Below are 18832 nucleotides of genomic sequence, written 5' to 3'. Positions count from 1 at the left end.
TCAATCGTCGCGATGACGATAATCGGTCGCCCCGGTCCGGTCACACGGGGGCACCCCGCACGAGGCCCGACCGCCTCCGCTCCGGTGACACGTACGCTCGCCGCGGCCTGTGACCGGCCGGACCGCCGTGGGCGGGTCAGTCGCGGCGGAATCGTACCCGGTCGCCGGGGCGGAGCTGGGCGGCCCGGGCGAGGCTCGCCGAGGTCAGGACGGCGATGACCGGGTAGCCGCCGGTCGGCGGGTGGTCGGCGAGGAACACGATCGGCTGGCCGCCGGGCGGCACCTGGACGGCCCCCGCCACCATGCCCTCACTCGGCAGTTCCCCGCTCCTGGCCCGTTCCAGGTGGGCGCCGCGCATTCGCACGCCCACCCGGTTGCTGTCCTGGCTGACCTCGTACGGCCCCGCGCACAGGGTGGCGAGGGCTCCGGGGACGAACCAGTCGTCGCGAGGACCGGGAAGAACCCGCAGGACGCCCCTCCCGAGCTCCGGCGAGGGCGCCGCGTCCACGGTGATCGGCGGCAGGTCTCCGGTCGGCCCCACGGGCAGTATCGTCCCGGTGCGCAGCGGGGGAGGCCCCAGCCCGGACAGGGAGTCGGCGGACCGGCTTCCCATCGTGATGGGAACGTCGACGCCGCCCCGGACGGCGACGTAGGTGCGCAGACCGGCCCTGGGCGTCCCCAGGCGCAGTTCGCCCCCCGGGGGAACCCAGAAGGGCGCGCACATCGCCTGCGGCACCGTCACTCGCCGGATCCTCCCTTGCGGAGAGGCCTCGCCGGCGGAGATCCCGCTCGTGGGCGTCCCCGCGGGGGAGGATCGGCCCGTGGACGCAGGAGCTCCGCCCGGAGAGACCGGGCCCGTCCCGCCGGGCGCCGTCTCGTACGGTCGCACGAGGTCCAGTGGGCAGGCGGCGCCGGCGACGGCGGTCCAGGCCCCGGTGGTGAAGCGAAGCCGGGCCCCGCCGAAGGTCAGCTCGATCCCGGCGGCGTTCTGCGGGTTGCCGACCAGGCGGTTGGCCAGTCGCAGGCTCGGCTCGTCCGCCGCACCCGAGCGGGGCACCCCGAGGTGGGCGTACCCCGGACGGCCGAGGTCCTGCACGGTGGCGTAAGGGCCGGGCGCGATCACCTCGATCATGACTCGCCGACCGCGAGGAAGCGCACCCGCGTCCCCGGCGTGAGCAGGGCGGGCGGGTCGGCGGCCACGTCCCACACCGCGGTCGCCGAGCGGCCGAGCAGCCGCCAGCCACCGGGTGAGGCCGAGGGATAGACCGCCGAGTAGGGGCCGGCGACGGCCACCGCCCCGGCGGGCACCGAGGTCCGCGGGGTGTCCAGCCGGGGGACGTGCAGAGCCGGGTCCAGCCCCGTGAGGTAGGCGAAACCGGGGGCGAAGCCCAGCCAGCCCACCACCAGCTCCCGCCCGGTGTGCCGCTCGACCACCTCCTGCGGGGAGAGGCCGCTCAGCGCGGCGACCTCGTGGAGGTCGGCGCCGTCGTACACGACGGGGAGGGTCACCTCCTGCGTGCCCGCGGCCACCGCGGCGTCCGCGGCGGCCACCGCGGCGAGCAGGCGGAGGAGCTCGTCCCGCAGACGAGCGGGATCGGCCCCCGGCGCGGTGACGAGGACCGTGACGGGGCCGGGCACGATCTCGACCACCCCTCGGGGCCGGTCGGCCCGCAGCAGCGCGTCCAGCCGGTGGGAGATCTCCAGCGAGCCGGTCTCCACCAGCAGCGCGTGCTCCCCGGCCCGCCGGACGCTCACGCGAAGGACCTCAGCGTCACTCCCGCCTCCACCAGGCCGTCGCGCACGGCACGGGCCATCAGCACGGCGCCGGGGGTGTCGCCGTGCACGCAGATCGAGCGCGCCTCGACGGGCACCCGCGAACCGTCCACCGCCTCGACCACCCACTCGGTCGCCATCCGCACGGCCCGGTCCGCGACCGTGCCCGGGTCGTGCAGCACCGCGCCGGGGGAGCGGCGGGAGACCAGCGCTCCCGTGCCGGTGTACGCGCGGTCGGCGAAGGCCTCGACGACGGTGGTGACCCCCTCCCCGGCGGCGATCTCGTGAACCACGGAGCCGGGCAGGGTGAGCAGGGGCAGATCCCGGTCGTAGTCGGCGACCGCCGCCACGACGGCCCCGGCCTGCTCGGGATCGCGGCAGATCCGGTTGTACAGCGCGCCGTGCGGTTTGACGTAGGAGACCCGGCCGCCCATCGCCCTCGCGATGCCGTCCACCGCTCCCAGCTGGTAGAGCACCTCGGCGCAGAGCTCCTCGGGATCGACGTCCATCTCGCGGCGGCCGAACCCGGCCAGGTCCCGGTAGGAGACCTGGGCACCGATCGTCACTCCGCGGTCGACCGCCGCCGCGCACGTGCGCCGGATGTTCAACGGGTCGCCCGCGTGAAACCCGCAGGCGATGTTGGCGCTGGTCACGACGTCGAGGAGGGCCTCGTCGTCGCCCAGCCTCCAGATCCCGAAGCTCTCACCCAGATCGGCGTTGAGATCGATCACCATGGCTCACCTACACCGGAGGTTCGTCGGGAATGTCCGCGATGTCATCGAGGGCGATGGCCAGTTCCTCGGGGTCGTCCCCGATGCGCTCGGCGATCTCGATCAGCACGTGCAGCACGTCGTGCCGGTCGTGACCCAGGTCGAGCAGCCGCTGCGCCGCCTCCCACAGCTGCGGAGGATCGCCCTCCCAGAGCCTGGCGGCGATCTCCTCGTGCCAGGCGAGGTGCTCGTCGTAGTCGCGCCGGTCGAGCTCTCCCGCGTGGTCGATGCCCAGCAGGATCCGCCGGTCGGTGTCGTCGGCGGGGTTGAGCAGGCTGAGCTTGATCTCACCGTGCGTACCCTGCAGGAAGGGGAACGCGAACACCCGCCTGGCCAGCGCCGACAGGTCGCCGTCCGGCAGCAGCCGGTCGAGCAGGTCGCGGTCGAGCCCGAAGGTCGTCGGGTCGCGGTAGGACTCCGCGAACTTGCCCGTCGCCTCCCAGATCGCGTCGAGCGTGGCCCGCAGCCCCTCGTCGGGCAGTCCGGTCCTGCCGGCGGCGAACCGCGCCCACGCGCCCAGCACGTGCGGTACCGCCTCCTGCTCGGTGGTGCTGAGCATCACCTTGCGCGGCAGCCAGTCGAGGAGGAACGTCTCGCACTTGGTCGGGCTCACCCGGAGCGGGCGGCCGAAATCCTGGTCGCAGCCGTAGTCGATGATGTGGTCGGCGCACCGGGAGGCCGCCGAGGGGTCGGACAGGTGCTCGGCCGCGTCCGAGGAGAGGAACTCGGCCGCCAGCATCGCCCGGCGGTCGCGGCTGTAGGGGGCCTCGCTGTGCAGCGGGGCCGGCCGCTTCCTGCCTGGCGGCAGAGCCTTGATCCGGGACCTGGCGAAGGCGTGGTAGGCGCTGTAGCTGTCGCTGACCGGCACGGTCGTCCTGCGCTGGCCGTACTCGGCGGTGGCCTTCATGGCCGATTCGAGCAGCGCCCTGGCCTGCTGAGGTTCGATCTCCCCGAACCTGAGCATCGGGTTGCCCTCGGCCTCGGCCCTGGCCTGCTCCAGCAGCTTGTCGACGTGCGAGGAGACCCAGGCGTCACGGGCGATGCCGCGCATGTTGTAGTCGACGATCACCACCAGCGCGTGCCGCTCCTCGACGCTGTCGGCGCCTCGGTAGCCGAAGGTGCACACCACGGTGTCCTGGTCGCCGTACGCGTCGCGGGAGACGAAGCAGCCGGTCGTCTTGACCACGCCCAGCCGGTCGGCCCAGCGCGGCCTGGCCACGTCGCGCTCCATGAGCGCCAGCGCGGCGCCCTCGGCCTTGGCGGCCTGGCGGGCCGTGCCGAGGTAGGCGAGCGCGATCAGCAGGGTGAGCGCGGCGGGCGAGCCCGCCTTGGCCGCGTAGTCGACCAGGCCCTCGCCGAGGACCTGCTCGGCGTCCCCTCGGCGCAGCCGGCGCCCCCACCAGGCTCCGATCATGTCGGAGACCATGAGCTCGGCGTCCAGCGGGCTGCGTACGGCCAGTAGCTCGCGAGCGGCGAGCAACATCTCGGCGAAGACCGCCTCGGGGGACTGGCTCTCCCTGAGGTCTCGACGATGTCGCCGGCTCAAGCAGCCTCCCCCGTCGGGCGATTCAGCCCATCACGGGCGCCGCCGCGTCGATCGGCCCGCTCGCTTCCCTCGCTCACGTCCCAACCTTCTCGCATTCCCGGGCCAAACGGTGCGTAGAAGACGGCCGGGTGCTCCCGATGTTACCGGGGACCGCGGGATGGCGGCGCGGAGTTGACAAGGGCGAGCAGATGCTCGCGGGCGACGCGCTCGACGATCTCGGCCGTCGGCTCGATGCCGAGATGCTCGGCGCAGGCGCGGACCTCGGCCACGCACCTGTCGACGGTGTCGAGGGAGATCGTCGGGAACTCGGCGGCCAGGTGAGAGGTGACCGGCTCGTGGAGGGCCGCCTCGGGCACAGAGGACGCCGAGGACGCCGGGGACGCCGGGGACGCCGGGGACGCAGCGAGGGTCGTCACGGAAGGCCCGCCGAGGCGGGTGGCAAGAACGGGCATGGAAGTCGCATTCCTCCGGAGTTTCCCGGGGGCATCCCCCGGATGTGTCGGCGAGGACGTGCGTTTTCATTTCACAACTTATCTCGGGACTGTCAACCCTTGGCGCCGTGATATGGAAAGCTGAACCCGTGTCTTGACTGAATCCTGCAACAGTCGAGTAAGCGAGTGTTACCGAACAGGGAGCCGAATTGACGGCGAGTCAGTAGCCTGATCTCGCCTGCAAGCCCTACGGAGATGAGGTGGGCAGTTGCCGGGACGGTCCGGCCCGATCCTGCTATGGTCCTGGCCGCAAACGTTCGGAGACGCGGTGCCGCCCGGTCGGCGCCCGTGTGGAAGCCCCCTCGCATCGGCGCGAGGGTTCCGGTCGTCGGAGCGGCGGCGTTCCCAGGGTGCGCTGACCGCATCCTGGGCGGGGCTTCCGTCCACACCTGCCCATCGCCGATGATGTACTCCAGGATCCGGTCCCCCGGAGCCGCGCTACGCCAATTCGCAAGTTTGGAGATGTGCCTCGTGGGAGACCCTGGCACGCGACGGAGGTGCCGACCATGAGCGCCGAAACCTCCGTGCCCCGTCCCCGGGAGTCGGGTGTGGACATCTCAGACTCCGGCCTGCTGCAGGGCCTGCTGTCGCAGTCGCCGTTCGCCTTCGCGTTCTTCGACCCCGACGGCCGTTTCGAGCGTGTCGACGAGGTCTTCGCCGACGTGGTCGGCCTGCCCGCCGAGCGCCTGGTCGGCCGCCTCCCCGGTGATCTGCTCTCCGCCGACCTGACCGCCCTGATCCAGGGCTCGGTCCGCGGCATCGTGGCGGGGGCCGAGGTCGAGGGCGACCAGCGGATCCGGGTGCGCACCGCCGACGGCGCGACCCACCACTGGTCGCTGACCTTCTCCCCGATCCACGACGACAAGGGCACGCTCCAGGCGATCTGCCTGGTCGGCGTCGACATCACCGACAGCAGACAGGTCGAGGAGAAGCTCAGGCGCAGCGAGGAGCGCTATCGCTCGCTGGTCGAGGCCCAGTCCCAGCTCGTGTGGATCACCGCGCCCACCGGCGTCGTGGAGGAGGACGCGCCGCAGTGGCGGGCCATCACCGGTCAGAGGATCGATGAATACCTCGCCCACGGCTGGCTGGAGGCCGTCCACCCCGACGACCGCCCGCACACCGAGGAGGCGTGGCGTGAGGCGTTGCGCGGCCGGACCATGTTCGAGTGGAGTTACCGGGTCCGCACCCGGGCCAGCGGCTACCGGCACTTCGAGGTGCGCGCCGTCCCGATCATTCGGCACAACCGGGTCGTCGAGTGGGTGGGCGCCAACACCGACGTCACCCCGCAGCGCGAGGCCGAGGAGATGCGCGGCCGCCTGACCGACCAGCTCGGCGCCGCGGCTCTGCGGACCGCGCGCCTGCAGGGCGCCACGGCGATACTCGCCGAGGCGCTCACCGTCGAGCAGGTGGTCCAGGTGATCATCGACGTGGGGCGTACGGCCCTGGCGGCCGACCGCTCGGCCGTGGCGCTGCTCGATGTCGACCGGGCCGCGCTGAAGCTGGTCAACAGCGGAGGCATCCCCGACGTCCCCGGCGCGCCCGGCGAGGAGATCCCGCTTTCGCACTCCAGCGTGATGACCATGGCGGTCAACAGCCGGCGCCCGGTCTTCGCCGAGTCGCCGGAGAGCCTGAGGGCCCAGCTGGTCGACGCGGGTGGCGACAGCGAGGAGATCACCGGGTTCATCGACCACAGCGACGAGCGGGCCTGGGTGGGCCTGCCGCTGCTGGCCGCGGGGCGGGCGCTCGGCGCGCTGAGGTTCTCCTTCACCCGCCCGCAGAAGATCTCCCAGGAGGACGGGGTGTTCCTGGAGGCGCTCGCGGGTCAGTGCGCCCTCGCCGTCGAGCGGGCCACCCTGTTCGAGCGCGAGCACCGCACGGCGGAGACGCTCCAGCGCAGCCTGCTGCCCGACCGTCTGCCGGTGGTCCGGGGCCTGGTCCTCGCCCAGCGGTTCCGCTCGGGAAGCCGCCACGTGCAGGTCGGCGGCGACTGGTACGACGCGTTCGTCCTCCAGGACGGCCGGGTCGCGGCGGTGGTCGGCGACGTCATGGGCAAGGGCGTCAAGGCCGCGGCGGGAATGGGGCGCATCCGCAACGCCATGCGGGCCCTGGCGCTGACCAACCCGCCGCCCGCCGCGGTGCTCACAGGGCTCGACAGGGTCTTCGAGGCCACCGAGGAGGAGGAGCAGGTCACGACTCTCGCCTACATGGTCGTCGAGCCGGGCACCGGGGAGGGCACGCTCGCGCTCGCCGGTCACCCGCCTCCGCTGCTGGTCTCCCCGCAGGGCGTGCCGCTGCTGTGCGACGGCGAGCCAGGCACCCCGCTGGGCTGGCCCACGAGCCGCCGGCAGTTCAGGTTCTGTGTCCCGCCGGGCCACACCGCTGTCCTGTATTCGGACGGTCTGGTGGAGAATCGCAAGCGTGGCCTCGATGCCGGGCTTGCCGATCTTTGTTCTGTTGTGAACGAAGCGCCCGCCGAAGTGGTGGGAAGCCCGCACATGTTGCTAGATTTTCTTGTCGATCGCATGCTGTCCGGATATGAGCAGGATGACGACGTCACGGTGCTCGCGATCCACGTTCCCCTCGCCACGAAGAGTGACTGAATGAAACAGTCATAACGGTTGCTTTCGGGTATCGGTGCCTCGCTTCCGTACGCACTACTCTCTTGGTCGGCCTAGGGTGGAGGGCAACCGCCAGGAGGCGGCCGTATGGATCACGGTGTCATGCCACAATGCTGGACAGGTGCGTCGCGGTTAGCGCGGCCTCGCTAATCACAACTAGAGGCATAACTGCCCCTGGTTGGGCATCTGGGTCCATTCTCGTCACGCTTTCCTTCGAGAGGTGTTCGTGTCGCCTGCAAGTTCGACTCGCTCGAAGCCATCCGAGCTGAACGAGCCCGTCATTCAGCAGCTGATGGAGCGGGGGCGCTCGCAGGGGTTCCTCGAGTCCGAGGATGTCCGCAAGGCCGTCGAGGAAGCGGACATTCCGATGGCGCAGGTCGCTGGAATCCTGCGAAGCCTTAGCAAAGAGGGCATCACAGTACGGCTGACCGCCGAGGACTCCGCGGCTCCCAAGAAGCCCCGCACTCCCGCCAAACGCCGCACCGCCCCGGCCACGCCCGCCGCCGTCAAGAAGACCAAGACCGCGGCGGCGGCCAAGGAGCAGCCGGAGACCGTCACCGCGGTCGTCAGCGGCTCCGAGCCCGCCGCGGCCGCGGCCAAGAAGCCGGCGGCCCCGGTGAAGGCGGCTTCGGCCAAGACGGCTCCGGCCAAGAAGGTCGCCCCGGCCGCCAAGAAGCCGGTTCCCGCCCCGCCGCCGAAGAAGGCCGGTCCCGCAGCCGCGGTCCCGGCTCCAGCGTCCGCGCCGAAGCCGGTCACCGGTGACGACGACGAGGTCATCGACCTCGAGGACGTCGAGATCGAGGACTTCGACCTGGAGGCCGTGGCCGAGGTCGAGGTCGAGGTCGAAGTCGAGGTGGAAGCCGAGGCCGAGACCGAGACCGAGGAGGAGCCCAAGGTCGAGGTCGTCGAGGTGAACGAGGACGAGGTCCTCATCCTCACCGACGACGACGATGACGCCCCGGTGCCTCAGGTCGCCGCCGCCGGTGCCACCGCCGACCCGGTCAAGGACTACCTCAAGCAGATCGGTAAGGTCCCCCTGCTCAACGCCGAGCAGGAGGTCGAGCTCGCCAAGCGCATCGAGGCCGGTCTGTTCGCCGAGGAGCAGCTCGGCAGCGACGGCGAGAAGCTCCCGGTCGACGTCCGCGCCGAGCTGGAGTGGATCGCCGAGGACGGCCGCCGGGCCAAGAACCACCTGCTGGAGGCGAACCTCCGCCTCGTGGTCTCGCTGGCCAAGCGCTACACGGGACGCGGAATGCTCTTCCTGGACCTGATCCAGGAGGGCAACCTGGGCCTGATCCGCGCGGTCGAGAAGTTCGACTACACCAAGGGCTACAAGTTCTCCACCTACGCCACGTGGTGGATCCGGCAGGCGATCACCCGCGCCATGGCCGACCAGGCGCGGACCATCCGCATCCCGGTCCACATGGTCGAAGTGATCAACAAGCTGGCCCGTGTCCAGCGGCAGATGCTCCAGGACCTCGGGCGCGAGCCCACCCCGGAGGAGCTGGCCCGCGAGCTCGACATGACCCCCGAGAAGGTCGTCGAGGTCCAGAAGTACGGTCGCGAGCCGATCTCCCTGCACACCCCGCTGGGTGAGGAGGGAGACAGCGAGTTCGGTGACCTCATCGAGGACTCCGAGGCCATCGTTCCTGCGGACGCGGTCAGTTTCACGCTTCTGCAGGAGCAGCTCCACTCCGTTCTGGACACGCTGTCCGAGCGCGAGGCGGGCGTGGTCTCGATGCGCTTCGGCCTGACCGACGGTCAGCCGAAGACGCTGGACGAGATCGGCAAGGTCTACGGGGTGACGCGCGAGCGCATCCGGCAGATCGAGTCCAAGACGATGTCCAAGCTCCGCCACCCGTCCCGGTCCCAGGTCCTGCGCGACTACCTCGACTGAGACTTCCTGACAGGGGGGCCGCGCCATATGGTGCGGCCCCTCCTGTCGTTAACGAGGGCGTAACAGATCGGTAGCACGTCATGTGAAGCAGCCTCCTAGGCTGCCGCCTCATGGGTGTGGCCGAAGTCGACAGAGTTCGCGCACGAGGACTGCGGTTGATCGTCGATCGTCCGTGGGCGGACGCGATGCTCGATGAGGCGGTCGTCGCGGTGCGCCGGAAGATCTTCGAAGCCGGTACGGTCGCGATCGGCGCGGCCCGCGGCGATCCGGAGGGCCGTGCGCTGAGGATCGAGGCGCTGGCCAAGGCGGCCGTCGGTCACAGCCGTGCCATAGAGGCGTTGGCGGCCCGTGACCGGGCCAACCCCGACCTCTGGCTCTGGCTCGGGCGCACCCGCATCGAGGAAGCCTGGACGATCAAGCCGGATGTCAAGGCGCGGGCCGTGCAGGCGCAGCGCACACAGGCGTTCCAGGGAGCGATGGAGTCGGCCAGGATGCCGCTTTTCGCCGCGGTCTCGCTCGCGCCGTCCGATCCGGTGCCCTGGGAATCGATCATTTGGCTCTATCTCGGTCTCGACCGGCCGCGTCAGGAGAAGGACGCGGTCTGGTACGAGGCCGTTCGGCGTTATCCGACGCTGTTCCCGGCCCACGTGGCCCGGCTCATGACGTTGTCCCCCGCCTGGGGCGGCAGTGCCCAGGAGATGCTGGAGTTCGCCAGGCAGGCCGTCTCGCGGGCACCCGACGGGGATCCGATGGCGTCCCTGGTGCCGCTGGCCCACTTCGAGCAGGTGGCCGCGGGGCGGTCGCCGATGTCGCGCGGCGGCTGGTTCTCCGACGGGGCGCTGCGGGAGGTCGTCTCGCATTCGGGGCGCTGGCTGGGAAATGACAGCCATCCCCGATCGATCGAGGCGCACAACCTGTTCGGGGCCGCCTTCTATCTGGCAGACCTTCGGCGGCCCGCGCGCGGGCACCTGATGCGGACGAAAGGCAGGGGGAGCACACTGCCCTGGTCCTATCTCGGAGATCCCGCCCAGCAGTTTCAGCGGGCCTGCGGGCGGCTGCACCTCGTCGCGGCGTGAACCCGGGGCCCCTCCCGCGCGGGGCTCCCGCCCGTCCACCGGCTCGATCACCGGCTGGTCGTCCCGGTGCCCTCCCGCGCGGGGTGCCCGCCCGCCACGTCCTCGTCACGGCCCGGGGAAAGGAGCCCGCGGCGCGTCATGTCACGATGTCGAGTGTCCACGAACGGTTCCCCGTGGGCGGGGCGTGGAGGACGACGGAGTGGCCGAGGTGATCCAGAACCTTGACGAGCTCCTCGGGGCTCTCCGGATCGGCTCCGCTTTCCAGCAGGGAGCGGGCGATCATGCCGCGGGTGGCCTTGGCCATGTGGCTGACCACCTTCCCGTCCCTGAGCACCCGTACCGCCACCGCCCGGCCGCCTGGCCGCCACGCGGCCGCGTACGTGCTGGAGCGCAGGTCCACGACGAGGCCGGGTTCGGTGTCGAGCAGGGGGGTGACCGACCGGCGCCAGAAGGCGCCCAGGCCGCCGAGCGGCGGCAGCCGCACCCCCATCGACAGCCGGTAGGGCGGCACGCGGTCGCCGACCCGCAGCAGGCCCCAGAGGCCGGAGAAGATCAGCAGGCTCTCCGAGGCCCGCGCCGCCGCCTGAGAGGAGAGCGAGGCCAGGCCGAGGTTGTCGTAGAGCACGCCGGTGTACAGGTCGGCCGCGGCCAGTGCCGGCGCGGTCCGCAGAAGCAGGTTTCCGCCGACCTCACCGGCCTGTCCCGGCGACAGGCCGAGCACATCCCGCGCGGCCGGTCCCCGGCACAGCGCGATGAGCGCTTCCAGGACGAGTTCCCTGGGCGGGCCGAGGGCGGGAAAACTCAACCGGGACAGGTCGAGGGCGGGGCCGTCGCCCCGCGCGGCCTTTCCCTCGGATGGAGGCAGCAGAATCAGCACAGTCGCCGAGCGTAGTGGGGCGATCGGGGAGTTAGGATCCTTCAGCATGATCGATGAGGCCTTCGACCGGCTGGTCGACCAGGCATGGCCGGCGCTCCAACGGGTGGAGGCCGGGTGCTGGACGCTGCGCGCCGCGAACGGGGTGACCAAGCGGGCCAACTCCGTGCTGCCGCTGGGCGAGCCCGGGGACCTGGAGGCGGCCATCGAGGGGGCCGAGAAGTTCTATGCCGACCGAGGGCTGCCCTGCGTCTTCTCCGTGGGAGGCGGGGCCACGCCGGGTCTGGACGCGTCGCTGGAGGCGCGCGGCTACGGGGTGGTGGATCCCACACTGGTCATGACGGCGCGCCTCGGGCCCGGGGGAGGGTCCGAAGAGGGGGTCGAGCTCGCTGAGATGCCCTCACAGGCGTGGTTGGACGCCTGGTGGAGCGTGGACGGGAGGTTCGGTGGCGACGGTCTGCCGACGGCCGCGCGAATCCTCACCGGCGTGCCCGCGGTATACGCCTCGCTCGGCGGAGATGCCGTCGGGCGGGGTGTGGTCCAGGGGGAGTGGTTCGGGATCTACTCCATGGCTGTGATGCCGCACGCGCGGCGCAGGGGCCATGGACGGAGGGTGTTGCGTGCCCTGCTCTCGCATGCGCGGGCGCAGGGCACACAGCGGGCATATTTAGTCGTCGTGGAGTCGAACACCGCTGCCAGGACGCTCTACGAGCGGCAGGGCTTCACGGTGGCGGCCCGATATCACTATCGGGTCCGATGATGGCTCCATTCGTCTGGTTATCGTTCGTCGTTGCCTGCCGTTGCCGGGGTGTCGCTGAGACGAGCGGACTCGTCCTGGATGATGGCGCCCTTGTCTCTCAGCACGGCCACGTGCTGCCGCCCGTGATGGGCGCAGAACAGCAGCTCCCCGCCCACGGGCAGGGTCGCGCGGATGTAAGCCTGGGCGCCGCACCGGTCACAGCGGTCAGCAGCTGTGAGCTGCTTGGCGGGGGCGAGGGTTCCAGTCACGTATCGCCTTTCAGGTCATCCCCTGAGGTGGAGGATCTGGCGTCAGTCACTTGAGAGAACATCTAACCCGATACGAACGTTCCCAACCGACCCCCTGCTACGCCCAGAGCGGAAAGTGTCCGAAAGTAACGATGATCACACCGGATGTAACGTACGAACCCACCGGATGGCAAGCTTGTACCCGTCGCGGTGGGAAGAACGGTAAGCTGCGCACACGTGTTCGACAGAGTGGGAGTGGGCGTGACCGCAGTTAGCGCGGAGACGGGCTATACGGCCCGCCACCTGTCGGTGCTGGAGGGTCTCGAAGCCGTCCGCAAGCGTCCAGGCATGTATATCGGGTCGACCGACAGTCGCGGTCTCATGCACTGCCTCTGGGAGATCGTGGACAACGGGGTCGACGAGGCCCTGGCCGGTTACTGCGATCGCATCGAGGTCGAGCTTCACCCCGACGGCTCCATCGAGGTCCGCGACAACGGCCGGGGCATCCCGGTCGACATCGAGCCCAAGAGCGGCCTGGCGGGCGTGGAGCTCGTCTACACCAAGCTCCACGCGGGCGGGAAGTTCGGCGGCGGCTCCTACGGCGCCTCGGGCGGTCTGCACGGCGTCGGTGCCTCCGTCGTCAACGCCCTGTCCTCGCGGCTGGACGTGGAGGTCGACCGCGAGGGCCGGATCCACGAGATCAGCTTCCGCAGGGGCGTCCCTGGCGTCTTCGACGGCGACGGCCCCAAGGCCAAGTTCAAGAAGAAGTCCGGGCTGCGCGACGGCGGCAGCGTGGCGAAGAAGGTCACCGGCACCCGCGTGCGCTTCTGGGTCGACCACCAGATCTTCCTCCCCGAGGCCGAGGTCTCCCTCGACGAGATCCACGTCCGCCTCCGCCAGACCGCGTTCCTGGTCCCCGGCCTGACCCTGGCCGTGCGCGACAGCCGCGGAGAGGAGGTCGCCGAGGAGGAGTTCCACTTCGACGGCGGCATCTCGGAGTTCACCGAGTTCCTCGCCCGCGACGAGGCCGTCTGCGACGTGCTGCGCCTGCAGGGCGCCGGTCACTTCCGCGAGACCGTCCCGGTCCTCGACGACCTGGGGCACATGACCCCGACCGAGGTCCAGCGGGAGCTCACCGTCGACGTGGCGGTGCGCTGGGGCAAGGGCTACGACAGCACCGTCCGTTCCTTCGTCAACGTGATCGCCACCCCCAAGGGTGGCACCCACGTCAACGGCTTCGAGCGCGCTCTCGTCCGCACCCTGAACGAGCAGCTGCGCGAGACCCGCCTGCTCAAGAACGGCGACGCCCCCGTGACCCGCGAGGACATCATGGAGGGGCTCACCGCCGTGGTGACCGTCCGGGTGCCCGAGCCGCAGTTCGAGGGGCAGACCAAGGAGGTCCTGGGCACCTCGGCGGCCTCCAGGATCGTCGCCCACGTCGTCTCACGAGAGCTCAAGGAACTGCTCGCCAACCCGCCGCGCAACGCCAAGGCGCAGCTCCGCGCGGTCCTGGAGAAGATCGTCGCGGCGGCCAAGGCCCGCATCGCCGCTCGGGAGCACCGCGACAACCAGCGCCGCAAGACCGCCCTGGAGAACTCGGCGCTCCCCGCCAAGCTGGTCGACTGCCGCAGTGACGAGGTCGACCGCAGCGAGCTGTTCATCGTCGAGGGCGACTCGGCGCTGGGCACCGCCCGCGCGGCCAGAAACTCGGAGTTCCAGGCGCTGCTGCCGATCCGGGGCAAGATCTTGAACGTGCAGAAGGCGTCCGTCGCCGACATGCTCAAGAACGCCGAGTGCGCAGCGATCATCCAGGTCATCGGCGCGGGTTCCGGCCGATCCTTCGACATCGAGGCCGCCCGCTACGGCAAGGTCATCCTGATGGCCGACGCCGACGTCGACGGGGCGCACATCCGCTGCCTCCTGCTGACGCTGTTCCACCGCTACATGAAGCCGATGGTCGAGGCCGGGCGCGTCTTCGCCGCCGTGCCGCCGTTGCATCGCATCGAGGTCATCAACCCCACGCGCGGTCACGGCAAGTACGTCTACTGCTACTCCGACGCCGAGTTGCACCGGGTGCTGCGCGACCTGGAGCGCCGGGGCAAGCGCTGGAAGGACCCGGTCCAGCGCTACAAGGGCCTGGGTGAGATGGACGCCGACCAGCTGGCCGAGACGACGATGGAGCCCCGCCACCGCACCCTGCGCCGGGTCCGCATCGAGGACATCGAGGAGGCCGAGCGCATCTTCGCCCTCCTGATGGGCAGCGACGTGGCACCGCGCCGGGAGTTCATCGTGAGCAGCGCGGCCGAGATCGACCGCGACCACATCGACGCGTGATCATCGCCGAGGGGTGATTTTCAGGGGGAATGTCCGGGCGGGGGCCCGGATCCACACCGGTCGGGTGATCGGTCCCCCGTCGGCAGGACGCGCCGGCGGTAGGCCGATCGTGCCCCGGGTCTTCGAGAGGCCGCGGACGGGGCGGAATCGCGAAACCGGCATCAGGCCCCGGCCGGTTCCCGTGCCGGGGCCTGATGCCGACGCGTCGATCCGGGCCGGCGACGGCTTCCCGCGCCGGGGCCGGATCAGGAGGGCCTGACCCCGGCCCTCAGATGTCGACCGGCATCAACTTGCCGGTGCGCACGTCGTAGACGGCTCCGCCGACCGGCATCCCCACGGGCAGGAACGGACTCGTCCTGATCCGTACGAGATCATGGCGGAGCGCCGCGTCCTGGTCGGGGACGGTGTGGAAGTCCAGGCTGCGGGTGTCGACGCCGCGCCGGGCGGCGATCGCGTGCACCTCGTCGTCGGTGACCTTGGTCATGCCGCAGTCGGTGTGCGGCATGACCAGCACCCGCTCCACCCCCAGCAGGTTGACCGCCAGGACGAGCGTGCGCAGGACGTCGTCGGTCACCCTCGCCCCGGCGTTGCGGAGGATCTTGGCGTCCCCCGGCTTCAGGCCGAAGAGCCCCAGCGGATCGATCCGCGAGTCCATGCAGGTGACCACGGCGAGACCGCGGGCGGCCCTACCGGTCAGCTCGGTGTCGGTAAAGGCGGCGGAGAACTCCTCGTTGGCGGTCAGCAGGTCGTCAAAAGCACTCACGTACGCACCCCTCGGTCGGCGCAGTCAACGGACTAATGATGCTTCATGCCCGTTTCCTGAGCGTTGCCGGGGCCGCACCGGGTGAGGACTTCACCAAGATCCCACCACTGTCGCTCACACTCGGTCATGATGTCGTCACCCGAAGTCCGGATGTGTGGGGAGGGCGAATGAGCAGGATCGAATCCCTGGCCGACTATCTTCGTGACCAGGGCAGGCGAAAGCTGGACCGGGTCGAGGCGAGGGACGGGGGGCGCAACGCGCGCTCGGCGTTGTCCCTGCTCGACGCGGCGGTTTACGCCCGATCACTGAAGGACGACGACCCGTTCGTGGCCGTCCTGGTGGAGGCGGGGTGTTTCGGCCCGGAGGGGACCGGTGAGTTCGAGCCGACGGATCGGGTGGCCAAGGTCGTCCGCTTCTGGGAGTCCGGTGAACCCTGGCAGTTGCTGATGGCGATCCGGTTCGCGCTCCAGGGAGCGCTCATCTGAGGTGCCGGGTTTCGGTCCGCCTGTGGAGGAAAGACGGAACGGGCCCGAGGGGCGGGACGCCGGGCCGGCGTCCCGCCCCTCGGGCCAGGTCGGCACGAAACGCACTTGAAGCCTCCGATGAGACCGCCATAAGGTCTTCACCGGTGTCAAGATCGGGAGGAATCATGGGAATCGCGCGGCTGAGGTCGATCGTTCTCGACTGTCCAGATCCCAGGCGGCTGGCCGACTTCTACAGTGCCCTTCTGGGCTGGAAGGTCACCGGGGTCGAGGACGACTGGGTGGTGGTCACCGGGGACGGGCCGGGACGGCTCTGCTTCCAGCGGGTCCCCGACTATCGGCCACCGGAGTGGCCCACCGCAGAACGGCCCCAGCAGTTTCACATCGATGTGACGGTCGAGGACTTCGACGAGGCGGAAAAGGGGGTGCTGGCGCTCGGCGCGTCCAAACACCCCTACCAGCCGGGCGAGGACGAGGGTTTCCGGGTCTTTCTCGACCCCGCCGGGCACCCGTTCTGCCTGTGCGTCGACTGACCGTCCTGAGCGATCTCAGGGCCTCCGCGCCGATCGTGTCTCCTCCTGCGGAAGGACTCCGCGCCACTGCTCTCGCGTGACGCGGGGGGCTTTTCGCGGGGGAGACCTCGCCGGCCGCCTCGTGGGATCACGCGGAAACCCCGGAGCCCTCCGTCAGGCGGGGGCTCCGGGGCCTTTTCGCGGGCGGGGGTCACTCCTGCGGGGGAGTCGTCCCGGAGCCCTCCTCGCCGCCTGCGGAGCCGAGAGCGCCGCCCACGGCCGACACGGTGTGGGTGAGCCGTACGCCGGAGCCGTCACGGCGGCCCAGCTCCTCGGGGAGCGGCACGGGCTTGCCGACGGCCGAGACCGCGCGGGCCGGGCCGGGACCGGCCCAGGCGAGCAGCAGGATGTCTTCGCCCTTGAGGAAGCGCTGGACGCGGACCCCGCCGGTGCCTCTGCCCTTCGGCGGGTATTCGGCGAAGTCGGAGATCTTGGCGCCGCCGATCTGGGTGCCCGGAAGCGCCGTGGAGGAACCGGCGATCGTCACGACCTGTGACTCGCGGGCGGGATCGACCGCGCCGAACCAGATCACCACGGCGTCGCCGTCCAGCCGTACACCGGCCATGCCGCCCGCGGGGCGGCCCTGCGGGCGGACGACGGAGGCGGAGTAGCGCAACAGCTGGGCCTCGGAGGTGATGAAGACGAGATCGTGGTTCTCGCTCTCCAGCTCCACCGCGCCCACCACGGTGTCACCCTCCTTGAGGGTGATCACCTCGAAGTCGTCGCGATTGGCCGGGTAGTCGGGGACGACCCGCTTGACCACCCCCTGCGCCGTGCCCAGGGCCAGGCCGGGCCCCTCGGGATCGAGCGAGCCGATGCCGACGACCGTCTCGCCCGGATTGAAGGTGACGTACTCCGCGACCGGGTGGCCGCCCGACAGCGACGGCGGGTTGTTCGAACGGGGCAGTGTGGGCAGGTCGACCACCTGGACCCGGATCATCCGCCCCTGGTTGGTGACCACGCCCACCTCGCCTCTGACCGTGCTCCGCACGACGGAGACCAGCACGTCGTGGGCCGAGCGGTCGCCGTCACCGGCCAGCGGCGAGGCGTCGGACGTGCGGGCCAGCAGGCCGGTGGAGGAGAACAGCACCAGGCAGGGGTCGTCGGCCACCTCCAGGGGGACCGAGACGTTTCTCGCGATCCCCGAGGACTCCAGCAGCACCGTGCGGCGCGGGGTGCCGAAGGTCTTGGAGACCTGGGCGAGCTCGTCGGAGACGACCTTGCGGAGCCTGTCGTCGGAGGACAGGATCGCGGTCAGCTCGGCGATCTCGTCGCGCAGGGTCTGGCTCTCGCGGTCGAGCTCCAGCTTGTCGTAGCGGGTCAGGCGGCGCAGCGGGGTGTCGAGGATGTAGTTGGCCTGGATCTCCGACAGCTCGAAGATCTCCATCAGGCGCTCGCGGGCCTGGGCGGAGTTGTCGGAGGAGCGGATGACCTGGATGACCTCGTCGATGTTGAGCAGGGCGACGATGAGGCCCTCGACGAGGTGCAGGCGCTCCTCGCGCTTGCGCCGGCGGTGCAGCGAGCGCCGGCGGACCACGTCGATGCGGTGGTCGACGTAGACCTGGAGCAGCTCGCGCAGGCCCAGCGTGCGCGGCTCACCGTCGACGAGGGCGACGTTGTTGATGCCGAAGGTCTCCTCCATCGGCGTGAGCCGGTAGAGCTCCTCCAGCACGGCCTCGGGAATGAAGCCGTTCTTGATCTCGATGACCAGGCTGAGGCCCTTGTGCCGGTCGCTGAGGTCCTTGAGATCGGAGATGCCCTGGAGCTTCTTGGCGGTGACCAGCTCCCTGATCTTGGTGACCACCCGCTCGGGACCGACGTTGAAGGGCAACTCGGTGACGACGATGCCCTTGCGGCGGGGGCTGACCTGCTCGATGGCGCACTTGGCGCGCATCCGGAAGGTGCCCCTGCCCTTGGCGTACGCGTCGCGGATGCCGTCGAGACCGATGATCGTGCCGCCGGTGGGCAGGTCGGGGCCGGGGACGAACCGCATCAGGTCGTCGAGCGTCGCGTCCGGCTTCTTGATCAGGTGGCGGGCGGCGGCGACGACCTCCACGAGGTTGTGCGGAGCCATGTTGGTGGCCATGCCGACCGCGATGCCGGTGGCACCGTTGACCAGCAGGTTGGGGAAGGCCGACGGCATGACCGTGGGCTCGGTCTCCTGGCCGTCGTAGTTGGGCTTGAAATCGACCGTGTCCTCGTCGATCGACTGGACCACGGCCATCGCCGCCGAGGCGAGCCGTGCCTCGGTGTAGCGCATCGCGGCGGGCAGGTCGTCGGGGGAGCCGAAGTTGCCGTGCCCGTCGATGAGGGGCAGGCGCATCGAGAACGGCTGGGCCATGCGGACCAGCGCGTCGTAGATGGCGGTGTCGCCGTGCGGGTGCAGCTTGCCCATCACGTCGCCGACGACGCGCGAGGACTTGACGTGGCCCCGGTCGGGCCGCAGGCCCATCTCGCTCATCGAGTAGAGGATGCGGCGCTGGACCGGCTTGAGGCCGTCTCTGGCGTCCGGCAGCGCACGCTGGTAGATGACCGAGTATGCGTATTCGAGGAAGCTGGTGCGCATCTCGGTGGAAACGTCGATGTCGACGATCCGCTCCTCGAAGCCCTCGTCTGTCGGGGGTGTGGTCGTCCGTCGAGCCATCTGAT

Annotated in this window: 16 protein-coding genes; 7 read left to right on the top strand and 9 right to left on the bottom strand. The window is 70.4% G+C overall.

Translation table 11 applies throughout. The features are described from left to right. Positions 1 to 136 precede the first annotated feature (136 nt). The 5 genes from AB0B90_RS24765 to AB0B90_RS24745 all read right to left on the bottom strand — a co-directional run bounded on the left by AB0B90_RS24765 (position 137) and on the right by AB0B90_RS24745 (position 4541). Positions 137 to 1132, bottom strand: a complete 996-nt coding sequence (locus tag AB0B90_RS24765) for a biotin-dependent carboxyltransferase family protein (protein ID WP_350945946.1) — start codon at positions 1130 to 1132, stop codon at positions 137 to 139. After that, a complete protein-coding gene (locus tag AB0B90_RS24760) occupies positions 1129 to 1755 on the bottom strand; it encodes an allophanate hydrolase subunit 1 (RefSeq protein ID WP_350945947.1) in 627 nt (208 codons plus the stop codon). The genes AB0B90_RS24765 and AB0B90_RS24760 overlap by 4 nt, the downstream gene beginning before the upstream one ends. Beyond that, on the bottom strand, positions 1752 to 2507 hold the full coding sequence (locus tag AB0B90_RS24755) for a 5-oxoprolinase subunit PxpA (protein ID WP_350945948.1): 756 nt from the start codon (positions 2505 to 2507) through the stop codon (positions 1752 to 1754). The genes AB0B90_RS24760 and AB0B90_RS24755 overlap by 4 nt, the downstream gene beginning before the upstream one ends. A 7-nt stretch (positions 2508 to 2514) precedes the next feature. Next, a complete protein-coding gene (locus AB0B90_RS24750; protein WP_350946110.1) occupies positions 2515 to 4026 on the bottom strand; it encodes a hypothetical protein in 1512 nt (503 codons plus the stop codon). Positions 4027 to 4229: 203 nt separating this feature from the next. Then, the gene (locus AB0B90_RS24745) at positions 4230 to 4541 is read right to left on the bottom strand and encodes a hypothetical protein (protein ID WP_362925000.1); all 312 of its coding nucleotides are present in this window, start codon (positions 4539 to 4541) and stop codon (positions 4230 to 4232) included. 545 nt (positions 4542 to 5086) lie between these two features. Between AB0B90_RS24745 and AB0B90_RS24740 the strand changes: the two genes are divergently transcribed. The 3 genes from AB0B90_RS24740 to AB0B90_RS24730 all read left to right on the top strand — a co-directional run bounded on the left by AB0B90_RS24740 (position 5087) and on the right by AB0B90_RS24730 (position 10171). Next, entirely contained in the window at positions 5087 to 7180 is a 2094-nt protein-coding gene (locus AB0B90_RS24740) for a SpoIIE family protein phosphatase (protein ID WP_362902381.1), read from the top strand. A gap of 244 nt (positions 7181 to 7424) precedes the next feature. Beyond that, positions 7425 to 9095, top strand: a complete 1671-nt coding sequence (locus tag AB0B90_RS24735) for an RNA polymerase sigma factor (RefSeq protein WP_362924998.1) — start codon at positions 7425 to 7427, stop codon at positions 9093 to 9095. Positions 9096 to 9250: 155 nt separating this feature from the next. After that, positions 9251 to 10171: a hypothetical protein gene (locus AB0B90_RS24730; RefSeq protein ID WP_350945951.1), complete on the top strand. Its 921-nt coding sequence runs from the start codon at positions 9251 to 9253 to the stop codon at positions 10169 to 10171. A gap of 136 nt (positions 10172 to 10307) precedes the next feature. On the opposite strand, the gene AB0B90_RS24725 is transcribed toward AB0B90_RS24730, so the two are convergent. Continuing rightward, positions 10308 to 11048, bottom strand: a complete 741-nt coding sequence (locus AB0B90_RS24725) for a peroxide stress protein YaaA (protein ID WP_362924996.1) — start codon at positions 11046 to 11048, stop codon at positions 10308 to 10310. Positions 11049 to 11094: 46 nt separating this feature from the next. On the opposite strand from AB0B90_RS24725, the gene AB0B90_RS24720 reads away from it, so the two are divergent. Continuing rightward, positions 11095 to 11805, top strand: coding sequence for a GNAT family N-acetyltransferase (locus AB0B90_RS24720; protein ID WP_350945953.1), 711 nt, complete (start codon positions 11095 to 11097; stop codon positions 11803 to 11805). Positions 11806 to 11822: 17 nt separating this feature from the next. Here AB0B90_RS24720 and AB0B90_RS24715 read toward each other — a convergent pair whose 3' ends face one another. Continuing rightward, the gene (locus tag AB0B90_RS24715; RefSeq protein ID WP_350945954.1) at positions 11823 to 12053 is read right to left on the bottom strand and encodes a hypothetical protein; all 231 of its coding nucleotides are present in this window, start codon (positions 12051 to 12053) and stop codon (positions 11823 to 11825) included. Between the two features lie 240 nt (positions 12054 to 12293). On the opposite strand from AB0B90_RS24715, the gene AB0B90_RS24710 reads away from it, so the two are divergent. Next, entirely contained in the window at positions 12294 to 14366 is a 2073-nt protein-coding gene (locus tag AB0B90_RS24710; protein ID WP_350945955.1) for a DNA topoisomerase IV subunit B, read from the top strand. Positions 14367 to 14634: 268 nt separating this feature from the next. Here AB0B90_RS24710 and AB0B90_RS24705 read toward each other — a convergent pair whose 3' ends face one another. Next, positions 14635 to 15129: a carbonic anhydrase gene (locus AB0B90_RS24705; protein ID WP_350945956.1), complete on the bottom strand. Its 495-nt coding sequence runs from the start codon at positions 15127 to 15129 to the stop codon at positions 14635 to 14637. 167 nt (positions 15130 to 15296) lie between these two features. Between AB0B90_RS24705 and AB0B90_RS24700 the strand changes: the two genes are divergently transcribed. Together AB0B90_RS24700 and AB0B90_RS24695 are read left to right on the top strand one after the other, a co-directional pair. Continuing rightward, positions 15297 to 15614: a hypothetical protein gene (locus tag AB0B90_RS24700; RefSeq protein WP_350945957.1), complete on the top strand. Its 318-nt coding sequence runs from the start codon at positions 15297 to 15299 to the stop codon at positions 15612 to 15614. A 164-nt stretch (positions 15615 to 15778) separates the two neighbouring features. Then, complete coding sequence (locus AB0B90_RS24695; RefSeq protein WP_350945958.1) at positions 15779 to 16144, top strand: VOC family protein; 366 nt, start codon at positions 15779 to 15781, stop codon at positions 16142 to 16144. Between the two features lie 190 nt (positions 16145 to 16334). Here the strand turns inward: AB0B90_RS24695 and AB0B90_RS24690 are convergent, their stop codons facing one another. Next, complete coding sequence (locus AB0B90_RS24690) at positions 16335 to 18827, bottom strand: DNA topoisomerase IV subunit A (RefSeq protein WP_350945959.1); 2493 nt, start codon at positions 18825 to 18827, stop codon at positions 16335 to 16337. Positions 18828 to 18832 lie beyond the last annotated feature (5 nt).

It is taken from the genome of Streptosporangium sp. NPDC049078 (assembly GCF_040648855.1).
In the GTDB taxonomy this organism is placed as follows: domain Bacteria; phylum Actinomycetota; class Actinomycetes; order Streptosporangiales; family Streptosporangiaceae; genus Streptosporangium.
This window is presented reverse-complemented; position numbering and strand designations above follow the sequence as displayed.

Excerpts from the sequence above, each read along its gene's own strand:
- AB0B90_RS24720 (WP_350945953.1), top strand. The coding sequence starts at position 11,095 with ATGATCGATGAGGCCTTCGACCGGCTGGTCGACCAGGCATGGCCGGCG.
- AB0B90_RS24755 (WP_350945948.1), bottom strand. The coding sequence starts at position 2,507 with ATGGTGATCGATCTCAACGCCGATCTGGGTGAGAGCTTCGGGATCTGG.
- AB0B90_RS24690 (WP_350945959.1), bottom strand. The coding sequence starts at position 18,827 with ATGGCTCGACGGACGACCACACCCCCGACAGACGAGGGCTTCGAGGAG.
- AB0B90_RS24750 (WP_350946110.1), bottom strand. The coding sequence starts at position 4,026 with ATGTTGCTCGCCGCTCGCGAGCTACTGGCCGTACGCAGCCCGCTGGAC.
- AB0B90_RS24700 (WP_350945957.1), top strand. The coding sequence starts at position 15,297 with ATGAGCAGGATCGAATCCCTGGCCGACTATCTTCGTGACCAGGGCAGG.
- AB0B90_RS24695 (WP_350945958.1), top strand. The coding sequence starts at position 15,779 with ATGGGAATCGCGCGGCTGAGGTCGATCGTTCTCGACTGTCCAGATCCC.
- AB0B90_RS24745 (WP_362925000.1), bottom strand. The coding sequence starts at position 4,541 with ATGCCCGTTCTTGCCACCCGCCTCGGCGGGCCTTCCGTGACGACCCTC.
- AB0B90_RS24740 (WP_362902381.1), top strand. The coding sequence starts at position 5,087 with ATGAGCGCCGAAACCTCCGTGCCCCGTCCCCGGGAGTCGGGTGTGGAC.
- AB0B90_RS24765 (WP_350945946.1), bottom strand. The coding sequence starts at position 1,132 with ATGATCGAGGTGATCGCGCCCGGCCCTTACGCCACCGTGCAGGACCTC.